Source organism: Streptococcus sp. HMSC065E03, from assembly GCF_001815045.1.
GTDB lineage: Bacteria > Bacillota > Bacilli > Lactobacillales > Streptococcaceae > Streptococcus > Streptococcus parasanguinis_AD.
This window is the reverse complement of record NZ_KV818837.1, coordinates 145874-166254: the sequence shown is the minus strand read 5'-3', so window position 1 is coordinate 166254 and position 20381 is coordinate 145874. Positions and strand designations below refer to the sequence as shown.

13 protein-coding genes are annotated in these 20381 nt (G+C 42.7%); 1 reads left to right on the top strand and 12 read right to left on the bottom strand.

What is annotated here, in order from left to right:
• Positions 1 to 320: 320 nt before the first annotated feature.
• From HMPREF3002_RS00890 to HMPREF3002_RS00835, 12 genes are all read right to left on the bottom strand, one after another.
• On the bottom strand, positions 321 to 4715 hold the full coding sequence (locus HMPREF3002_RS00890) for a PolC-type DNA polymerase III (protein WP_070664836.1): 4395 nt from the start codon (positions 4713 to 4715) through the stop codon (positions 321 to 323).
• A gap of 189 nt (positions 4716 to 4904) precedes the next feature.
• Positions 4905 to 5306 carry a hypothetical protein gene (locus tag HMPREF3002_RS11145; protein WP_176745548.1) on the bottom strand — a complete coding sequence of 134 codons (402 nt, stop codon included), beginning with the start codon at positions 5304 to 5306 and terminating at the stop codon, positions 4905 to 4907.
• A 191-nt stretch (positions 5307 to 5497) separates the two neighbouring features.
• The gene (locus HMPREF3002_RS00880; RefSeq protein ID WP_256263400.1) at positions 5498 to 5860 is read right to left on the bottom strand and encodes a hypothetical protein; all 363 of its coding nucleotides are present in this window, start codon (positions 5858 to 5860) and stop codon (positions 5498 to 5500) included.
• 41 nt (positions 5861 to 5901) lie between these two features.
• The gene (locus tag HMPREF3002_RS00875; protein ID WP_070664830.1) at positions 5902 to 6894 is read right to left on the bottom strand and encodes a hypothetical protein; all 993 of its coding nucleotides are present in this window, start codon (positions 6892 to 6894) and stop codon (positions 5902 to 5904) included.
• Positions 6875 to 9094: a hypothetical protein gene (locus tag HMPREF3002_RS00870; RefSeq protein WP_070664828.1), complete on the bottom strand. Its 2220-nt coding sequence runs from the start codon at positions 9092 to 9094 to the stop codon at positions 6875 to 6877. Before HMPREF3002_RS00870 ends, HMPREF3002_RS00875 begins: the two co-directional genes overlap by 20 nt.
• Before the next feature lie 9 nt (positions 9095 to 9103).
• A complete protein-coding gene (locus HMPREF3002_RS00865) occupies positions 9104 to 9469 on the bottom strand; it encodes a hypothetical protein (RefSeq protein WP_070664825.1) in 366 nt (121 codons plus the stop codon).
• 9 nt (positions 9470 to 9478) lie between these two features.
• Entirely contained in the window at positions 9479 to 13891 is a 4413-nt protein-coding gene (gene essC / locus HMPREF3002_RS00860) for a type VII secretion protein EssC (RefSeq protein WP_070664823.1), read from the bottom strand.
• Between the two features lie 3 nt (positions 13892 to 13894).
• A complete protein-coding gene (gene essB / locus HMPREF3002_RS00855) occupies positions 13895 to 15184 on the bottom strand; it encodes a type VII secretion protein EssB (protein WP_023919519.1) in 1290 nt (429 codons plus the stop codon).
• A gap of 1 nt (position 15185) precedes the next feature.
• Positions 15186 to 15428: an EsaB/YukD family protein gene (locus HMPREF3002_RS00850; protein WP_003013697.1), complete on the bottom strand. Its 243-nt coding sequence runs from the start codon at positions 15426 to 15428 to the stop codon at positions 15186 to 15188.
• Positions 15429 to 15884 (bottom strand): type VII secretion protein EssA, encoded by a 456-nt coding sequence (essA, locus tag HMPREF3002_RS00845; RefSeq protein ID WP_045759059.1) that lies wholly within the window; start codon positions 15882 to 15884, stop codon positions 15429 to 15431.
• Complete coding sequence (gene esaA / locus HMPREF3002_RS00840) at positions 15881 to 18904, bottom strand: type VII secretion protein EsaA (RefSeq protein WP_070664821.1); 3024 nt, start codon at positions 18902 to 18904, stop codon at positions 15881 to 15883. Before esaA ends, essA begins: the two co-directional genes overlap by 4 nt.
• Before the next feature lie 131 nt (positions 18905 to 19035).
• Positions 19036 to 19323: a WXG100 family type VII secretion target gene (locus HMPREF3002_RS00835; RefSeq protein WP_031576577.1), complete on the bottom strand. Its 288-nt coding sequence runs from the start codon at positions 19321 to 19323 to the stop codon at positions 19036 to 19038.
• Between the two features lie 478 nt (positions 19324 to 19801).
• Here HMPREF3002_RS00835 and HMPREF3002_RS00830 point away from each other — a divergent pair, with 478 nt between their 5' ends.
• Positions 19802 to 20362, top strand: a complete 561-nt coding sequence (locus tag HMPREF3002_RS00830; RefSeq protein ID WP_031576579.1) for a hypothetical protein — start codon at positions 19802 to 19804, stop codon at positions 20360 to 20362.
• Positions 20363 to 20381 lie beyond the last annotated feature (19 nt).

Below are 20381 nucleotides of genomic sequence, written 5' to 3'. Positions count from 1 at the left end.
TCTTATTTTCCTATAAGTTTCACCTAAAATCATACTTATCTCCATTCCATATCGAAAAGTTATTAAGGTATAGCAAACACTACTTCCGTTAAGCTTACTCTTGTTTGAGAGTATCATTATTAGTAATTTATAGCAATCATTTTTGATAATTTCAATATATAACTTCCTAAAGTTATAGTCTTTGGATAAAAACTTACTTATACTCTATCATATCTAAAAACCAGCAGAAATGAAAATCATAAAAAATCATCTCTACTGGTTTTACTGTTAAGTCTTAATTAGATGAAACTTGATCAACTTTTGTGAATGGATTCCCTCCATCAAAACAAATCATCAAACAAACTCAACTGGTTATCCTCTGGCATATTGCCAAGAATCCCCATCTCATCCATCTTTTCAACCAGGGTAGACGAAACACCACCGCGCTTCCGGAGCTCGGTCTTAGAGAGGAATTCTCCTTCTTCACGCGCCCGCACGATTTGCTTGGCAACGTTCTCTCCTAGACCATCCATAGCGACAAATGGCGGAATGAGGGTGTCCCCATCAATCAAGAATTCTGTCGCCTGACTGCGATAGAGGTCTAGCTTGCCAAACTTGAAGCCCCGCTCCCACATCTCATTGACAATCTCAAGGGTGGTGTAGAGGTCGATCTCCACGTTGGAGGCTTCGTTGTTCTTACGTTTCTCAGAGATTTCTTTCATCCGCGCTTTCACGGCCTCAAGGCCTGCACCCATGGTCTTGATGTCAAAGGCCTTGGCCCGAATCGAGAAGTAAGCACAGTAGTAATAAAGTGGATGATGCACCTTAAAGTAGGCCACACGAAGGGCCATCATAACATAGGCCGCCGCATGGGCTTTCGGGAACATGTACTTGATCTTCCCACAGGACTCGATGTACCATTCAGGAACATTGTTTTCCTTCATGGCTTGGATGTAGCCATTGCGCTCTTCTTCTGAGATCTTGAGCCACATGCCTTTCCGCACGCGCTCCATGATGGTAAAGGCCATCTTAGGCTTGAGTCCCGCGTGCATGAGGTAAACCATGATGTCGTCCCGACACCCGATAACGGTCGATAGATCGGCAATGCCCGCCTTGATCAAGTCTTGGGCATTTCCCAACCACACGTCGGTACCGTGAGACAGACCAGAAAGCTGAAGTAACTCTGCGAAGGTCGTCGGATGGGTCTCTTCGACCATGCCCCGAACAAAGTTGGTCCCAAACTCTGGAATCCCCAACATCCCTGTCGGTGTTCCGATCTGCTCGGCTGTCACCCCTAGCACTTCTGTCCCAGAAAAGAGGGCCATGACCCCTGGATCATCCATAGGGATATCATTTGGATCAATACCTGACAAGTCCTGGAGCTTGCGAATCATGGTCGGATCATCGTGTCCCAGGACATCAAGCTTGAGGACGTTCTCATCAATATCATGGAAGTTAAAGTGAGTGGTCTGCCATTCAGCTGTCACATCATCTGCTGGGTACTGAACAGGAGTGAAATCATAGACGTCCATATAGTTTGGAATAACGACGATTCCCCCTGGGTGCTGACCGGTCGTCCGCTTGACCCCAGCGGCACCTTGCGCCAGACGTTCCACCTCTGCATCCCGGTAATACTTGCCGTAGTCTCGCTCATAGCCTTTCACAAACCCATAGGCAGTCTTGGCCGCAACTGTACCTACTGTTCCTGCCCGGAAGGCGTATTCTTCCCCAAAGATATCACGGACATCCAAGTGGGCACTCGGCTGGTCTTCCCCTGAGAAGTTCAAATCGATATCGGGTACCTTGTCCCCATCAAAACCAAGGAAGGTCTCAAAGGGAATGTCTTGGCCGTTTTTGCTGAGCTTGTGGCCACAGTTCGGGCAGTCCTTATTAGGCATATCAAAACCAGATCCATAAGAGCCATCAGTGATGAACTCACTGTACTGGCACTGGCCACAGACATAGTGAGGCGAGAGCGGATTAACCTCCGTAATCCCAATCATGGTCGCGACAAAGCTGGAGCCAACGGATCCACGCGATCCAACCAGGTAGCCCCGCTCATTGGAACGATGCACCAGCATTTGCGAGGCCAGATAAATCACGGCAAAGCCATTCCCCAAGATAGAGGTCAATTCCTTTTCAATCCGCAGATCCACAATATCAGGTAGTGGATTTCCATAGATTTCAAAGGCCTTCTGATAGGTTAACTCGGCAACTGTTTCTTCGGCCTTGTCGATAAATGGGGTATAGAGGTCACCCTTGACCACTTCGACAGGTTCGAAGATTTCTGCCAGGGCATTGGTGTTTTCAATGACAATCTTGCGCGCCAAGTCTTCCCCTAAAAAGGCAAATTCATCCAGCATTTCATTGGTTGTACGGAAATGGGCTTTTGGTAGGGGTGCTGGTTGGGCGTTTTCTCCATGGCCGATAGTCCGGTTAATCATGGCCCCTTGCCCGAGACTGCGGACAATGATCTCCCGATAAATCTCATCTTCCGGCTCCAGATAGTGGACATTCCCTGTCGCAAGAACAGGCTTGCCGAGGCGATCTCCCACTTCGATCAAGCTCTTGATAATGGTCTGGAGCTCGTCCATGTCCTTGACCTGCTCCTTGGCAATGAGGGGCGCATAGATGGCTGGAGGCATGACCTCGATAAAGTCATAATACTTGGCCACTTTCACTGCCACGTCAACTCCTTGAGAGACGACCGCATCGAAGACTTCTCCTTCAGAACAAGCTGATCCAAGGATCAAGCCTTCCCGATGGGCATCTAAAACGGTCCGAGGAATCCGAGGAACTCCCTCAAAATATTGAGTATTGGAAAGGGAGACCAGTTTGAACATGTTTTTCAAGCCAGTTTGGTTCTTGACATAGATGGTTGCGTGTTTGATCCGAGCCTTTTTGTAGGAATCTGGACTAATCAAATCCAAATTCAGCTTGGCTAGATTGGTCACGCCATGCTTTTCTGCTACATCCTTGATAAAGATGAAAAGCAAGCGCCCCGTCGCTTCCGCATCATAGTTGGCCATATGGTGATGTTCCAAGGCGACCCCAAAGCGCTTGGTCAATGGCCCCAAACCATGCCGTTTAAAATCTGGATAGAGGTTGCGGGCAAATTCCAGGGTATCGATGACCGGCTGGGTGATCTTGGGAAGACCATGACGCTCGTAGTTGACATTCATGAAGCCCATGTCAAAAGTGGCATTGTGGGCAACCAAAACCGCATCCTTGCAGAATTCCTGAAACTCCTCCAAGACCTGCACCAAGGGTTTGGCCCCACGGACATGCTCGTTGGTGATCCCTGTCAATTGGGTCGTATAGGCCGACAGAGGATGCCCCGGATCGATAAACTCATCAAACTCCTCAATGACATTGCCCTTGTACATCTTAGAAGCGGCGACCTGGATCAAGTCATTGTAAATGGCTGAAAGTCCCGTCGTTTCCACGTCAAAGACCACATAAGTCGCTTCATTAAGGTCCAGATCCACCTCGTTGTAGGTGATGGGCACCTTGTCCTCTACGATATTGGCTTCCATCCCATAGATCAGCTGGATCCCAGCTTTCTTGGCTGCTTTAAAGCCATGCGGGAAACTCTGCACATTACCATGGTCGGTGATAGCCACAGCCTTATGCCCCCACTCAGCTGCCTTGGCGATCAGCTCTTCGACTTCCGGCAGGGCATCCATAGTCGACATATTGGTATGCGCGTGGAATTCCACCCGGCGCTCACCCTCTGGCATCAGGTCCTTGCGGGCATAATGCACAACTTCCTGGATGTCTTGGACATTCATGGTCAAGTCGCGCGTGAAATTGTTCATTTCGATATTTCCCCGCACCCGGAGCCAGCTGTTCTTCTTGATCATGTCAAACTTCTGGGCTTCTTCCTCATTTTTGACCCATTTCTGAAGGGAAAAACTCGAGGTATAGTCGGTCATCTTAAAGCTGATCAAGACCCGACCGGTCCGTGTCACCTTGTGCTCCACGTCAAAGACCACACCCTCAAAGACAATCCGGTTCTCTTCTGTCGTAATCTCGATCATCGGAGTGATCTCAGCCTTGTCTAGCTTAGGTTTAGCCGCAGCTTTCTTAGCCTTGAAGTCAAAGGCCGGCTTTTCTTCAACCGCTGGTGGCGGAGCCATCTGGGCCAAGGATTCCATAGCCCGCAAGGTCTCTTCATTGGCCGCTTGGAAAATCTTTTCATTTTCCTGCTCAAAGCGTGCCACTTCTTGCTCTGTCAACTCCTCATCAGACTCCACCCGACAGGTGAAATGCGGAAAACCAAAGGCTTCCAACTGCTTGGCAAGGTTGGGCAAATGGTTCTTACGAAAATGCTCCGTATCAACCGAAGAAGGCCCAGAGATGATCAATTCCTGCCCTTCCGCGCGCACCTGCAAGTCTTGGTAGAGTCCCTTAAAGCCTTGACTAGCACAAGGACCTTCCTCAAAGACCTCCCGATAGTAGGCCTGCAATAAATCCGCAGAAAAATCCGGATTGGCCACTTGGATGGTAAAGGTCGCCTGGTTTCCCGTCTTTGAAAATTCATCCTTCAAGCGCTGGCGCAATTCCTTAAACAAAGCGATCGGTAAGACTTCCGCAAAGGCAAATCGGAACTCCCAAACCCGACTGACCTTGTGCACCACGACTTCTTGAATCTCCGCATGCAAAAAGGCACTGGAAGATCGCATCTCCAGCGGCATATCCAGCTGATCCATTAAAATTTCAAAGATGTTGGACATTGTTTCTCCCTTGATCTTGATTCTTTTGCTCGCTTTTGAGTGGCCTACTTTCTATGCAAAAACAGACCAGTCAAAAAACATTCGTAACCTTTATTTTATCACAATTTAAGGATTAATTCGAGGGAGAAGTGAAGACAAAAAAATCACCGGACTAGTGGTGATTTCTCTTCATGTCTGGGTTAATATTCTTTAGTATTCATTCTTTCTTCTCACCTTATATAATAACGATAAAAATTCTTCCTGACTATTCACTATATATTCCTTACCATCTACAGAATACTCTGCAGGAATTGTCACATCCGAAAATAGATTCTCTCCTTCTCTATCAAAAAGTTTAAGAATTGGTAAATATTCTTCTAATTCAGTTTTTTTACCCAAAATACCAATCATGGATTCTTTTTCAGAAAATATTTCTTCTGCTTTTGGATACATACTTGACATTATCGCATATGAAAGAATAAGAAAATTGGTAGCAAGAGGCAAGATCCAGCGAGAAGGCATCGGAAGAGCCACAAAATATAAGAGATTAAAATAAGGTCTTAAACTCCTTAGAAAAGCAACTGTCAGGAAGGCAGTTGTTTTTGTTTGCAAGATTAGGATTGCTCATCAACTGATCAACGACATTAAGATTTTTCGAAAACGTAAGAAATTAAAAAACTAGTCTACGTACTGCCTTGAACATCAAAAAAGAGAAAACCAATTTGGTCCTCTCCAGATTGTATCTTTCATCAACCTACTGTGGGTGATAAAAATTCTAAACTATTCGTTCTCTATAAACATCATTAAGGTAAATTTTTAGCTGCTTCTCTTTCTGCCTCAGTAACCGGTGTTGATGCACTATCCGGTGACACATAATTTGGATTCCCATATGATGAAACTATTCCTCCTTCTGAGATGGAGTTAGCAATTGAAGCATCTGTGCTATAAAAAGCTGTAGCTACACGATCTAAATATGTATTCAGACTACTTACAACCCTAGCCACTTTTTCAACGGTAGTTTTAATAGTATCTGTACCAGATGAAATATGTTCCCCAGATGAATCTGATACAGCTGAAGATCCATCTTTAATATTGTCACCAAGTTCTTTTGCAGCAACCTGGATACTCTGAATATGCGCTGTATCAATTGAAATTGTTGAATCCATTCCCATTTTTAATTCTCCTTGTATTTTTTCTATTAATCCTCTCAGTGCCAATTTGAAACAGATTTACCGTTATAATACTTTTGAATCTCATCGAACTGAGAGATTTTCGTATCTTTATTTTCAATACTCAGTTCTTTAGGCAGGTAAGCATAATCGTACACAGAGGAACCCAATTTAAGAAATTCTGATTCTAGATCTATCAGTTCTTTCCCATTCGTAATGGTACCATTCTCAGAATTGATTACTTTATAAGCAAAAGCATCTGGTTGTGAAAAGAGTTTAAATGCTGTCGGATAAGACGCTCTTAAATTGATATCCCCTTTGAAAGATTTTTCCTTCCAAAAACCATTATCAAATGGAAGAACTCCAGCAGTGTAACCTTTACGGGTAGAAATAAAGAGATACACTCTATTCTTCTCATTTAATTCTTCTTCCGTTGTTTCTTTATCAATTTTAAGTGTTTTAAGATTAAGTAAGAAATAACGATATGTTAGTTGATCATTTATTCTAATAACAACATAATCATTGTTTTCTATCCTTCTTAGAGTTGGCAAGGTTCCAACCAATTCAAAATTATCATTTTTTAAATAGTTAACCATTAATTTCCAAGTATTAACTTCTTTCTTAGAGGCTTTTTTATTGGTTAAATCAAAGACATCTAAATACGAGTATTCATCTGACTTCATTTTTTTAGAGGCAGACACTAGTCTTAATTTCTCCCTCGCTCTAACAAGATAATGTTGATTTACTCTAATCCAATCAGGGGAATTGACTGCTTTTGCTACTTTATTATTTTCAAACTTCCATTCAACTACTATACCATTTTTAGCATGGATGAATTGAAAATCCTGGATATCTGCATTAAGATTATAAGTATTAAAATATTCATTTTCATCTCCATTAGTAGATCTCTTAGTATCTTCCTTCAAATATTTTGAGCAACCAAAAAGAAATAAAATAAACCCCATTCCTAGTAAAATTAAGCTAGAATATACAACTACATTCTGTTTAATTTTATTTCTGTTTCGTACCATCCGACTTCACCTCTTCCATCTGGTATTTGGTTTTAAAATGTTTTTCCAGGTCAGACATACCGCCATCTAGATTTCTTACAATATTTGTAAATTTTTCTAATTGATCTGCATCCATTGTCTCTAAAGTCAATTTTTTCTTAGCTTCATGTTCACCTTTAGCATAAGAGATAACATTTGCGTATTTGCTTCTATCATCTTCAGAAATTGATTTGTCAATAGCGTCATTAAAACTATCCATAGTTATATTGTTTTCTTTCATATAGTTCGTTAATCCATGTTCGTTCAACTCAAGTGATCTAAGCGTTGCATTGAAATCATAATACTGCCCCATTCTACCAGTAGCAAGTACCTTCTCTCCATCTGGAGTTAAGGACCAACCACCATAATCTAAAATTGTTTCCAACATTTTTTCTTTTGCTTTTGAAATACTATTATCAATCCTACTCATTTCAGACTGATTTGTAACATACGCTTTCACTCCATCTGAGAGACCTGAACTCACCTTACTCCAATGACTCCAATATTTATCAAGCTTGCTATCTGGTATACTTTCTCCAGTCGCCAATTTATATTGTTTTTTGAAGTCATCTCTTCCATTTTTTACACCTTTTGTAATATTAGATTGAACACCATCCACATCTATGTCTCTACCATCAGTACCTAAAGCACCCAGTGTTTCTATTACCGAAACAGCTGTCGACCCGTATGGAACAAATGACATTATCGTTTTTCCAATTACACCAGCTAGTTTATCTTTGTATTCATTGTGGGCCTTTTCTCTATCTGCTTCCAGCTGTCTTAAATTTTTACTATACTCAGAAGCTTCCATTCCAAGATTATTGTACTCTGTCGTAGCTGTATAATTTTTTGGATTACCCCATTTATAATCGCTGTCTTTTAATTTAAGATTCTTTTCCTCCTCAGATGTATAATAAGAGTTTACATCAAATTTGAAGACACCTTTTTTAATGGAGATTTCAAACTGACCATTTTTATTCAATACAACACTTGCTGCTGTCTTTTTATGATATACTTCATTAGTTCTCAGGTTCTCAATATATTTTACGTCTTTTGATGTTCCTACACCTAACACTTGTAAAGAATACATTAGAGCTGTATTACTATTTATTGCACTAAGCTCCTTTTGATGGGTGGCCATCATACTGTTATATTGCTTAAGTAATTCATTATATTCTTCAATCTGTTCGGGAGTGCCATTTACTGGCTCAACCGGTTTCTTTGTATAAAGAATATACATATCAGTTAATTTCGTCTGAGCTAATCTATCCTCACCAATTAATATATTGTTGGTGAATTTTTGGTTTCGCTCAACAGAATAATCATTGAGTGCATTTGTGAAATGCTGCCACATTTCATTATTATTCGCCATAGTCCAATCATTTTGTTCGTTGGCAATAATCGTATACATTTCCTCAGAAATTTTATCTGGATCTACTTTAAGAACATCACCTGGCTTCTCACTAATAATAGCTTTTAACGCCTGCGCATCTTCTTTAGTTTTAGGTACATCTAAATAGTACATTTGATCTGCAGTTAAATATCCTTTGGCAATTGCAGTAAAAACAGTTGAACTTGGAATTTCTGAGATACACATAGCATTTTCTAAGATACCTTGAAAAGCTGATATTTTTGCAGTGGCATCCAAAAGGTCCAACGTAAACTTACTATACGCTGTTTGTACATCTGTATCCTTTTTTGTTCGAGTAGATGCAGCTTCTTCTAAGCCTTTTGTCGCTTCCTCGGAGATTGCTTTTGTATCCTCTGCAGTACTCTCCATAGCCTCGGCCGCTTGTTGAAAAGCACTATCTAACTGATTAGAAGTAGTAGTAATTAAATCAGTTTGCTCGCCCTTTAATAGAAGCGATAGATTGACTACTCCTGAGTCACTACTGAAACATTCATCGTCAAACCCAGCACCTTTTATCGCATCTGTGTATGTATTAACAACATATCCATACCTTTTGATAGCGGTTGGTAATTCATCAAAGACTTGCTTTTGCAACATATTTAATTTCTGAAAATAAGCATTTATAGCTTCACCTTTACTATCACTACCAGCTTTATCTGTGAAATTACGGTACAAGCCATTCGTTTCTGTCCTGTAAGTTTCTGCAAAATTTTTTATACTCTTTCCATAAGATTCCAAGTCGGTACGATTTAATATTCTAATATCTGCCATGTTTTCTCCTTAGTCCTTTTCTAATGCAAGAGAAGCTCTCAAATTTGATAATCTAACCGAAGCAATTAAAATTGTACTAGCTTCTTTCGCAATAGCTGAATTTAATTCACCAATAACCAAAGTTTTTTTGTCAATCAATTTTGATTTGGTATCGTTTATAATTTTTTCTTCATCAGTTGTCATAGTATCGTATGGTTTCCCTGATAATTGATAAATTAACTTTATGATCAAAGAATTTTCTGGGAGATATTTGAAATCAATTCCAACCCCATCTAGACGTGCTTTTGCTGCATTTAACTTAGATAGTTTTTCACTTGCTTTTGAAATTTCACCCTGAACCTGTGATATTTGTGCATTTATTTCTGCTCTACTCATTTCTTTCTCCTAATCAAATGTAACTTTAATTTTTGTCAAATTATTTTGTCTAATATAGTAATTTTCTTGAGAAGCCAACGTTCCTTCTCTCATCGGTTTATTTACTGCTGTAACAATTGTCTGATCTGTATATCGAAGACCTAAAAGAACCTGTGATATTTTCTTCGCTTCTTTTGTTACAGGATCATAACGGCTCGAAATACCTGAATCACTCATAATTACAGAACTGTAACCTACACGATAGCCTTTTTCTAATACACTGATTAATTTTTGCTGTGTTACTGAATCTAAACCATCTACAAAATGTGCAAAATCAAGGATAATGATTTTCACTACATGATCTGTCAATCGTTTATCTAGTCGTTCAGAAACCTTTAATGATAACCCGCCAATCATATCCATTACATCTTCTTTTGAACTTAATATTTCTATATTCTCTATTTTAGGTAAGAAATTATGTTCAGGTGCAAATACAACTAATTTCTCTTGATGTTTTTGACCATACTGGATTAATTGTTTTAGTAGATTTGTCATTTGACTTTCTTTACTTGTTAAATAAAGTAAGTTTGATAAATCAGGATCCCATGTCACCGGCTCAACTGTTTCAAGATCCAGTCCGAGTGGCACTTTTCCTTCATCCAGCAAGGTTGCTACATCCTCACGTCCGTAGAAGGCTGCTTCTGTCAACTCATCTGGCACCATTGGGATGCCTGCTGGTGTGCGGCCTGTCCACATCTCTTTGAGACTTTGGACTTGATCGCGAAGGTTGTTGATGATTTGGATATCATTGTCTCCTGCGACTGGTAGGGCGAACTGGACGACATCGACTTCGTCACGTTTCATGAGTGCCCGTCCCTTGATGTCTTCCATGGTAGCCGCAAGTGGCGTTGCTCCCACGATACCACGGATCTCAGAGATATCATTTTGTGGCAAGGTTAGCTGGTGCTTGAAGTTTGAATAGAGCTGAGCCCGTAGGTTGTTCTGACGGCTAGCTGTGATGATCAAGTGCACACCAATGCTGAGACCTTCACGGGAGATCCGCATGAAGAGCTTGAAGAGGTCTGTCTCATAAGGCTCGTCCTTCATAGACTCATAGCTGTCCATGAGGATGACCATGGTTGGCTCTTGCTTGCCGGTCACTTCACGGTAGAGGGCGATAGTGCCGACACCATGCTCAGAGAGGAGCTTCTTACGACGATCCAACTCGCGGTTGATGATCCGGATGAATTTCTGGATTTTTTCCGTCTGATCGAGCAAGAGGCTATCGGCCACATGCGGCAATTGGCTCAGTGGGGCTAGACCATTGGTTCCGAAATCGAGCAGGTACATAGTCAGATTTTCTGGACTCTGCTTGCGAGCTAGATCCATAGCGGCAGTCTGGAGGAAAGTGGTCTTTCCTGTACCTGGACTTCCGTAAAGGAGGATATTCCCATCTTTTGACAGATCGATAGCAACAGCTTCTTGCTTTTGCGCTTGCGGGATATCGGCTACCCCGATCAGGACGCTTGGAGCTGTCCGTTTTTGCCAAGCCTCGATCGGTACGACCTTTTCCAACTCATCCAGCGTGATCCGCTCTTTGAGCGGTGGCAACCATGGTTGGGCCACAGCTGCGATGCCTTCTTGTTGGTGCAAGTGATTGATCTCTTGCACGATGACATCCAGCTCTGTCGGCACTTCCTTGATTTCTTCTGCCATATCCAGACCAGAGAGGTCTTGGTTGAGGACTTCGTATTGGCCCAGTTCATTGATCAAGTAGATGGTATGGTCTTCGATCCCTAGCTGGTCCTTCTCAGGCTGGTAGTCTGCTCCTGACCAAGCGGTTTGGAAGAGTTCATAGACTTCGTTGTTGCCGACTTGGAGGTAGGCACGACCGGTCTGGGTGATCTCAGCCGCATCTGCCGTCCGCAGCATCTCCATAGAGTCGCCACGGTCTGCCACCTTGAGGGCTAGCTTGAAGCGGGAGTTAGACCAGATCTGGTCATCCACAACCCCAGAAGGTTTTTGTGTCGCAAGGATCAAGTGCACACCGAGGGAACGCCCGACACGCGCAATAGAGACCAACTCCTTGATGAAATCTGGTTGGTTGACCTTGAGTTCGGCGAACTCGTCACTGATCAAGAAGAGGTGAGGAAGCGGTTCGGTCGCTTCACCCAGTTTAAATTTCTTTTGGTATTGGTTGATATGGTTGACCCCATATTGACCAAAGAGGCGCTCCCGACGATGGATCTCCGCATTGATAGAGGCGAGGGCCCGCATAGACTGGGCACCATCCAAGTTGGTGATGGTCCCAAGCAAGTGAGGCAGATCCTTGAAGAGGTTGGCCATTCCCCCACCCTTGTAGTCGATGAGGAGGAAAGCCACATCGTGTGGGTGGAAGTTGACGGCAAGACTCAGGATATAAGACTGAATGGTTTCAGACTTACCAGAACCGGTTGTCCCTGCGATCAAACCGTGGGGTCCATGAGCTTTTTCATGGAGATTGAGGTAGACCAAATCGTCCTTCCCGCGCAGACCGATCGGAACAGCCAAACTTTGGTAAGGGGCATGGCTCTCCCAACGACTCAAGACCTTGAGGTCATTGAAAGTTTCCGCCTGGTACATTTCAAGGAAGGTCACTGAGTCTGGAATCGAGCTCTTGAGCTGTTGGATATGCTTGAGAGGCGCAAGGCCACGCGAGATGGCTTCCTTGTCATAACCTTCAGGGAAGTGATCCAATTGGAAGTCAAGCTCCCGAAGAACCCCTTCTTGCAAGAGCAATTGCCCTTGGTTGCGGTCCTTGATAGAGATAACGGTTTGGATATTTTCAGAAAGAGATGAGAGCACGTCTGCCACATAGATGATGGAGCAGCCGAGCTCTGTCGGATCCTCACGGAAAAACTCCATGATGACATGGTCCAAAATCAAGGTCTCATCGGTAATGAGGACCACATAGTGCGGATGGAAGATCTTGGTATCATTGGCTTTTTCTTCCTCTTTTTGCGCCTTGCGGAGCTTGAGGATTTGGTTGAGACTGTTCAAGACCTGATCGCGTGTCCGCTGATTGTAGACAAAGCTACGGACATTCATGTCTTGCAGAGTCGCATGAGGCAACCAGCGCATCCAATCCCAGCTTTCTTTTTCTTCTTCTGGAATGATCGGAATAATGGTCAGATCATGGTAAGAGTGAAAGACAGCCAATTGGGCAACCAGGAGTTGCAACTGCTCTAACACGATAGGACGAGGGCCGACATACCCTACGGGACCCCGATTAAGGCTGGCTACAATCGGAAGATTGTCAATTTTTTGATGAGCTTGGAAAAGGGCATAGCCTTCTTCTTCCAAGGCATCTTTCTTCCCACTACGCTCTTCCTGACCATATTTGAGCTCATAGCTGGTTGGAACCTTGCCCAAGCCCAAACGATAGGCCAAAAAGTCAAAATGAAGCGGTGTTTTTTCGTAGATCCGCGAGTCATAGCGTTTGACCATCTTGGTCAAGTCTTCGATCGCTGGGAAATGGTAAAACATGCCTTCTCGCTGCTTCCGAGAGAGCTGTTCCAAGTCCTTGGCCTTATCCTTGAGATAGAGATGGTAGAGCTCCACGCGCTCTTTCTTGTCTTCTTTGTATTTCTTACGATTCTTGAAGAAGCCTTGGACCGAAAAGATCACACTGACCACAGACATGGATACCGTCGCGATGATATAGAGCCCCCGTGGTTGGAAAATGGTGATCAAGAGGGTCACCCCAACCATGATGAGGGGTGGCATGATCAACTTCAAGAGTTCATCCGATGGCTTTTGAGGCTCCGCTCCCGGAGGATTGATCAAGATCTTGTCTTCCGAACTCCGGTAGATGATCCGCGGAGACCGGTGGTACTCTGGATAGTCCTTGTAAAAGTCGTAACGCGAATGCAAGCGTGGCACCAGATAAGGACTTACTTCGACAGCCCCTTCCACACCAAATTCTTCTGGATAGAGCTTAAAGGTCACATCTCCAATGGCAAGTTCATCCCCAAAGGCCAGTGGAAAAGTCGCTTCACTGACGAGTTTGTGGTTATGGTAGAGTTTTCCAGATAAGAGCTGACAAGTCCAAGTCTGCTCTTTTTTCGCAAGGAGAAAGCGTACTGGATAGTGCAAGCGCACATCCGCACCCTTTTCATCTGCTACAAGGATCTCTTCCTTGTCTAGCAGTTCATAGGTATGGACTTCTCCTGTCGCCAAGTAGCAGACTACATCCCCAAGGATCGTACTATTTTCAAGCACACCCTTGTCTTCACCATACTGGTAGAAGATTTCTCCTTGACTCCATTGAAAATGAAGGGGATTTTCTTGCGAAGCCAGGGTCAACTGAGCTGTTTCTTGATTCGATACGGTCGCTGTTTTCCCCTCTTCTAGCGCTAGCTCATAGCGAAAACCTTTTTTATAGAGTATGATACGTTTTTTCATAGACTACTCCTTGTGTTCGCTAGACTCAGTCGAGCTTGCAGTTGTAGAAGACGAGCTTTCTGTTGAGGAACCTTCCGTAGATGAAGCCGTTGTTGAGCTGCTAGTAGAAGATTTGGTTTCATCTGTCTCTGCTTCCAAGAGTTTAGAGCGGGCATCCCAGTATTTCTTGTATTCGCCCTCTAGCTCAGAGAGTTTCTTCTCGCGCTGTTCACCAGAGAGTTTTTCGCTATCACGTGTCGCCTTGATTTCTTTACGAAGGGCATAGATGATCAAGTCTGAATCGTCGATCCGCTTGGCTGTATCCAGCGCTTGGGTAAAATCATGACGACCGATATAGATCCAGTAGTGGAGATAGAGGCTGTCTGACTTGAGCGTGACGTTGTTGAGGATGACCTTCTTTTGGTCCTCTGAGAAATTCAAGCCTTGCAAATAAGACGTTGCCAACTCATATTTTTGTGTCGTTGGAAGACTGCTTGGAGCTACTCCCTCTAGCTCATCTATCACACCGGTGTAGTCTACCTTGAGGTAGGCTGTATCCGCTTGAAGCAACTTTTCTTTAAAGGGTGCTTGGAAAAAAACCAAATAAATCAAGGGCAAGAGTAAGAGGGCCACTACAGCTGAAAGCCATACTGTTGCCAACTTAAAGATTCGGTGTTGACGACTTGAAACCAAGGTCAAGGTCTTTTCTTCCTCTTCCTTGCGTTCTTGGTAGGCTTTCTCTAAGAGAGCTTTCATCTCTTCTAAGCTAGCAGCATCACGGATTTCTACCAAGAAATCAGGCAGATCTTCTAATTCAAGCGTGCCTTGATAGAGCTCCATAAAATCCCAGTCCCCAAAAAGAGTGACCGCATAGCACTTGGCCTGACGCAAGAATTCATCCTGATCCCACTTGCGTGGCACCATCATTCCCGGAACCCCGCGATAAGCGATCTTGACTTGCGCATCCTTGGTCACAAACAAATTGATAGGATGCAACATAAAGGTCACTGGAAGCTCCAAGGCCGGCGCCAAATCCAAGACATTGATGGCTAGACGCAGACGGTCTGATACTGGTAATTCTTGGATTTCTTCAGCACTCAAGCCTAGCGCATCCGTCTGATAGGTCAGATGAATCTGGTCTTGATCCGCTGTCATGCTCTGCTCTAAAAACAAGGGATGATGGAGATCCAAAATCCATAAATTGCGTAAATCCTGGCTATCCACTTCTGAACGCTTAAGGTCCAGCCGCCAGCTTGTTTCTTCTTTTTCAAAACGGAAGACTTGTTCTTCCAGTGTAAATTGTTCTTCTTTCACCTTACCACTCCTCAATCTCGATCAGATCACCACTCGTGATCGGATACTCTTGTACCACCTTGCCTTCATCTAGCAAGATGCCCTTATTTACCACGCGCAACTGATACTTGCTTCTAGGCTCCATGGCAGACCCAAAGATCTGATCCAATTCCCGAATCAAGCGTCGCACCTCCATCCGTGTTGGGATTCGGAGGTCATGGCTTGCACCATTCATACGGAAGGTGACATTGATATGTTGGTCCATTTAGGCCTCTTTTCTATAGATTCGATAGGAAATATAGCCAGCAATCCCAAAGAGAAGGGCACTCCAAGCCAGCATTTGCAAGGCTGGAATAAAATCCGACAGGCTAGCCGAATTGTCCTCCACATTGGACTCGAATTTAGATAATTTTTGATTTTCAGGCTGGAACAGGTCCGCTTCAGGCCCCGTTTTTTTCTTTCCCTTTATAGCAGAAAACAACTGGCCGTCAGAATCGGTCAATTGTTTCTCTTGCTTGCGTTTTTCATCTGCTAATTTTTTCTGATCCTTCTCATTGAAAAGAGACTCAGTCGCATCCAATTGGCCCCCAAGTGTCTTTTCCTGCTCTGTCTCAAGACGTGAGTTGTTGACCTGCAGACGATTATCAATAAAATCATCTGCAGAAACAACAGCTACTGGCAAGAGACTAAAGACAAAGAGAAGATACATCATTTTTTTCATAAGCTTGATTCAATTTCCTTTGTTTGAGTAAACTTCTTAGGAATGAGGATATTGGCAACTGCCAAAAGGCCGAAGAAGACCAACAATCCGAAGAAGACGCCGATACCGGCTGTTTGTCCATCAAAGTAACCCGCAAACTGTCCTTCTAAAATAGAAAGGAGGTTAACATTTTTCACCAGTGCTGGAAGGCCTGACAAGGTCGCGGTCGTTCCGATCGCACTTGATAGGTAGACATAGCTGATCAACATGAAGAAGGCCAGTCCCATTCCAATCACACGGAAGTGTTTCAAGAGAAGGTATTGTAGTTGTACTAAGACAAAGCTTGCTAGAACCGCTAAGAATACCCATGAAGGTACATATTCACGACCAACAGAGAGTTGAATACTTGAAATCATTCCGATCACCAGTCCAAGGATGAGAGAAAGTCCCACAAGAACACCGACAGACAAGAGATCTGATTCTTGCAAACGATCGAGTTTGAAACGATCCTTAACCTTACGGATGATTGGCTGAGTCGCAAAGAGATAAGCTGTAAAGAGGCTCAAGACTTCCAACATAAAGATCCAGATAAATGGACGGTAGACGTTGATGGTCGCTTTCACAGAAGACGATTTCTCTGCAACTGGATTTGACAAGAAGTCGAGCAAGACTTCATTCGGTACTCCGTTTTCATAGGCATTGTTGAAGACTTTACGAAAGGCTTCGACGAAGTTCCCGTTTTCAGACAATTCCTTGTCGAATTCACCCATCAAGCTCTCTGCATTGCTAGACAATTTCTCTGTATTGCCTTGAGCTTTTTCCAATTCTTTGTTCAATTGACTAAAGATTTCATTGGTAGAGTTAGCCGCTTCTACATTGCTACGAGACGAGCTCTTAACGCCTTCTGTCGAGCTCAATAATGACGTGTATTCAGAACCAAGGGCTGACAAATCTGCATCGGTCTTGGTTTGAGCCTGTGTCACTGTTTCTTGTGATTTTGAGATCTCTTCTAAACGTTTTTGAAGCTCTGCATATTGCGTCAATTGATCGTTGATATTTTGGGTTAGATCCTTGTTGGTGTTTTCGATCGCTTGAAGATTGGCCTGCAATTGTGGTCCTAAGTCTTGCAACTGTTGGAGTGTACCATCTAACTGGGCTTTCACACTCTTCGTTGCATCCCCAGATTCATCCGTTTCAATACTCTTACGGTAGTCCTTCATATTACTTGAAACGGCAGCCTTCACGACATCGACCAAAGCATCTGTCAAATCCATATCTTCGATCGGATCATAGAGCGAATGACGATTTTCCTTTTCATCTTTTGGATAGTAGGCATCGATCAATGCTCCTGCGCGTTGATAATCCAAGGCGATTTCACTAGCTTTCGATGCATAGTTAGCGACAGCTGTTTTCAAATCTTCTGCAGATACGGTCACACTGGTTGAAGAAACCCCATTCACAAGGACTTCAACATCAATCGTGCTCGGCATAGCTCCTCCATCTTCAACAAGGTGAATTTGAATTTGTTTGCCATCTTTCAGTTCGACTTCCTGCTCACCACTGCCTGCATAAGTCTGTCCATCATAGGTCCAGGTATCAACCTTAACTCCTGCAGGTACTTGAATGCTAACTTTTTGTTTTCCAGATTTAGCATTGAGAACATTCGCAACTGCCGTTAATTTAGCATCCACTTCAGCAGCCAATCGTTTTAATTCATCGGCATTCCCTTTTGCTTGCGCCTTCGTTCCAGCAAAAGCACTATCAAAATCAATCGCTGCGTTGAAATTCCCATACTTATTCAAATTCAGACTAGCAGGATCTAAAGACGGAAGTTTTTCAATTGCTTTACGAATATCTTCATCCGCTTTATTACGTGCTTCACTTAATGTCTTGATACTCGTCTTTCCAAGCAAGGTACGAAGAGTGACTTTGTCTCCTTCTTTTAGACCATAGTAGTCAAGGATCTTCGCTTTTACAGTAGACTCGATGTTCTTTTCGTGCTCATCTAATTTGTCGCGTTCTGCCTTGATCCCTTTTTCGAGGTCTGCCACACGATCATTCACATCTTTTGTCAAGCCTGCATAGGTCTTGGTCCCTGAAGAATCTCCTTCTGTTTCAGTTGGTTGACTCAATTGTTTGGTAATTGCTTCTTGGTTTTGTTGTAGATTCTTATACAACTCTTGGGTCTTTTCACTGACAACAGACTGGTTCATAGACATCAGCTGGTTCATGAACTCTTCATGGCTGATCTTATCCTCAGAGCGTTGCTTGATCAATGTGTCGAAGTTTTGACCGTACTGATCCTGAGATTGGGTCAATTGATCAAAAGCCTGTGTATAAGACTCAAGGACTGTCTTCAAGGCATTGTTCGACTCGACAGAAGACGTAGACAAGCTATAGAGACTTGGGAAGATATTCTTGGAATCCAAGGCCGAATCCAGCAAGTTGCTTCGGTAAGAACCAATGTTGGTGGATTGGATCTTGTTACTTGTCTCCACGTTTTTCTGAGCTGTATAGAGGTTGCTCAAAATGCTGACCATATACATATCAACCAACTGGCTATTCAAGTCTGAAACGATATCTTTAGCGACTTTATTGGCCTCGTTCTCAACCTGAGAATTTCCAGCCGCATTGACCTTATACGTCACCGTTGTCTTCTCTGCATTAACCGCGTTCACTTCCAAGACCTTCTCTGAGAAATCACTTGGAATAACGATCATCAACTGGTACTTGCCATCTGCAAGCCCTGACTCAGCAGCTCCACGAGGGAGTACAGACCAGTTTTGCGAATTATCCCGCTCGATATTCTTTACATAGCTAGCCCCAAGGTTGTATTCTTTATCATTCAGTTTGACCGCCTTGTCTTCATTGACAACCGCAATATTGAGCTTGGTGTTTTCTGTCGTTTGCACAGTCTTGGCTTCGTTTTGCTTTTGGTCCTTTTGAACCGTCGTATAAAGACCCACGACAGATCCCATCAAAAGGAGCACAACCGCACTCTGACCGATGTATTTTAACCATTTTTTATTTTTAACTTCCATACCTTTTCCTTTTTCTAATTCATAGATACAAAATAGGGGTTAGGAATTAAGAATCTAACCCCTATTTTCTATATATCAAAAGACAAAAGGGTGATCTACCTACAAGAAGTAAGATCACCTCCAAGACTATCTTAGTGGATTTGTGCAGCGATATCTTGGTCAGTTTGTTCAACGATATCAGCAACTTTGATCAATTGAGCGTTGATGTCTTCCAACAATTGAGCGAATTGTTTGATTTTTGGAGACAATTCGTTGAATTGTGCTTCAAAGCTATCAAATGCAGATCCATCCCAGTTTGCGTCGATGACTTGTTGTTCATGAGTCAAAGTGTTAAGGATTTGATCGATTTCTTGAGAACCTTGTGCATAGCGTTGTGCTGATTGACGTAGTTCTTCTGGAGTTAATTTAATTTGAGCCATATGTTTCTCCTTTTGGGCTGATACCCTTATATTTTTTTTCATAAACAATACATTTTAGTACGAATTAGTAAAATGCCAGATAACTGTATATTTTACCTTTTGCTCCCTTTTTGTATTATTTACTTAAAAATATCTTAATGAAATATTGCCAGAATGTCAAGTTTAGAGGGCTAACTGATAAAACATTGTAACTTTGTTACAATTGTGTAACATTTTGTCATAAACATGTAATATATTTTCTGAATTCCTTGCCCCAGTAGTCTCCAACTAGTATTATTTCCGGAAATAAAAGAAGACACTCTGTCCTTTCATATTAACTCAACACATAGATTAAAATTGTTGATTTTAGGTGTTTTTAAAAGCAAACTTTGAAGATTTTTGTATATTTTTTCATTTTTAAAACTTTTATGGTATAATGAAACCTGTTCAAAACTTGTTTCATACAAGATCGAACACCATTAACCTATAAGGAGTTTCTATGAAAAAAATATTATTGACCTCTATCTGCCTCCTAGCTCTCACTGCATGTAGCCAAGGCCAAGCAGAAAAAGGAAAAGCTTCAACAACATCTAGCCAAAGCACTTCCCAAGTGAAAAAAGAAAAAGAAGAGAACGTTCGAACCAAAACTTTCTCCACAGAACTTAACGATCACCACCAAAACAAAATTCAAATCGGCTACAAAAAAGATGAAATTGTCTCTTTTACTTTTCTTAGTTTTGAACCCATTTCCTCAGATTTGCAAGACATGGATCTTTCCGAGTTAAAGGAAATCTACCAAGAAGAATTAGAACATAGCGATATCTATAAAAGCTTAAATGGCAAGCCTGGTCTTAGCTTCCGCATTCAAATTTCGAAAGATAAACAATCCTATGCCAAGGTCTTACAAGCTGACTTCTCAAAAATCAAGAAAGATGAGTTTGCTTCCATCTACGGGGATCAAGGGGAGGAAGAAACAGCTGAGTTCAAGAAATACCTCAATGGCAAACCTCAAGATCTCTTTACCTATTTCAAAGATCAAGGCCTTAAAGAAGAAAAATAAAAAGAGCTTCCTGAGTTTC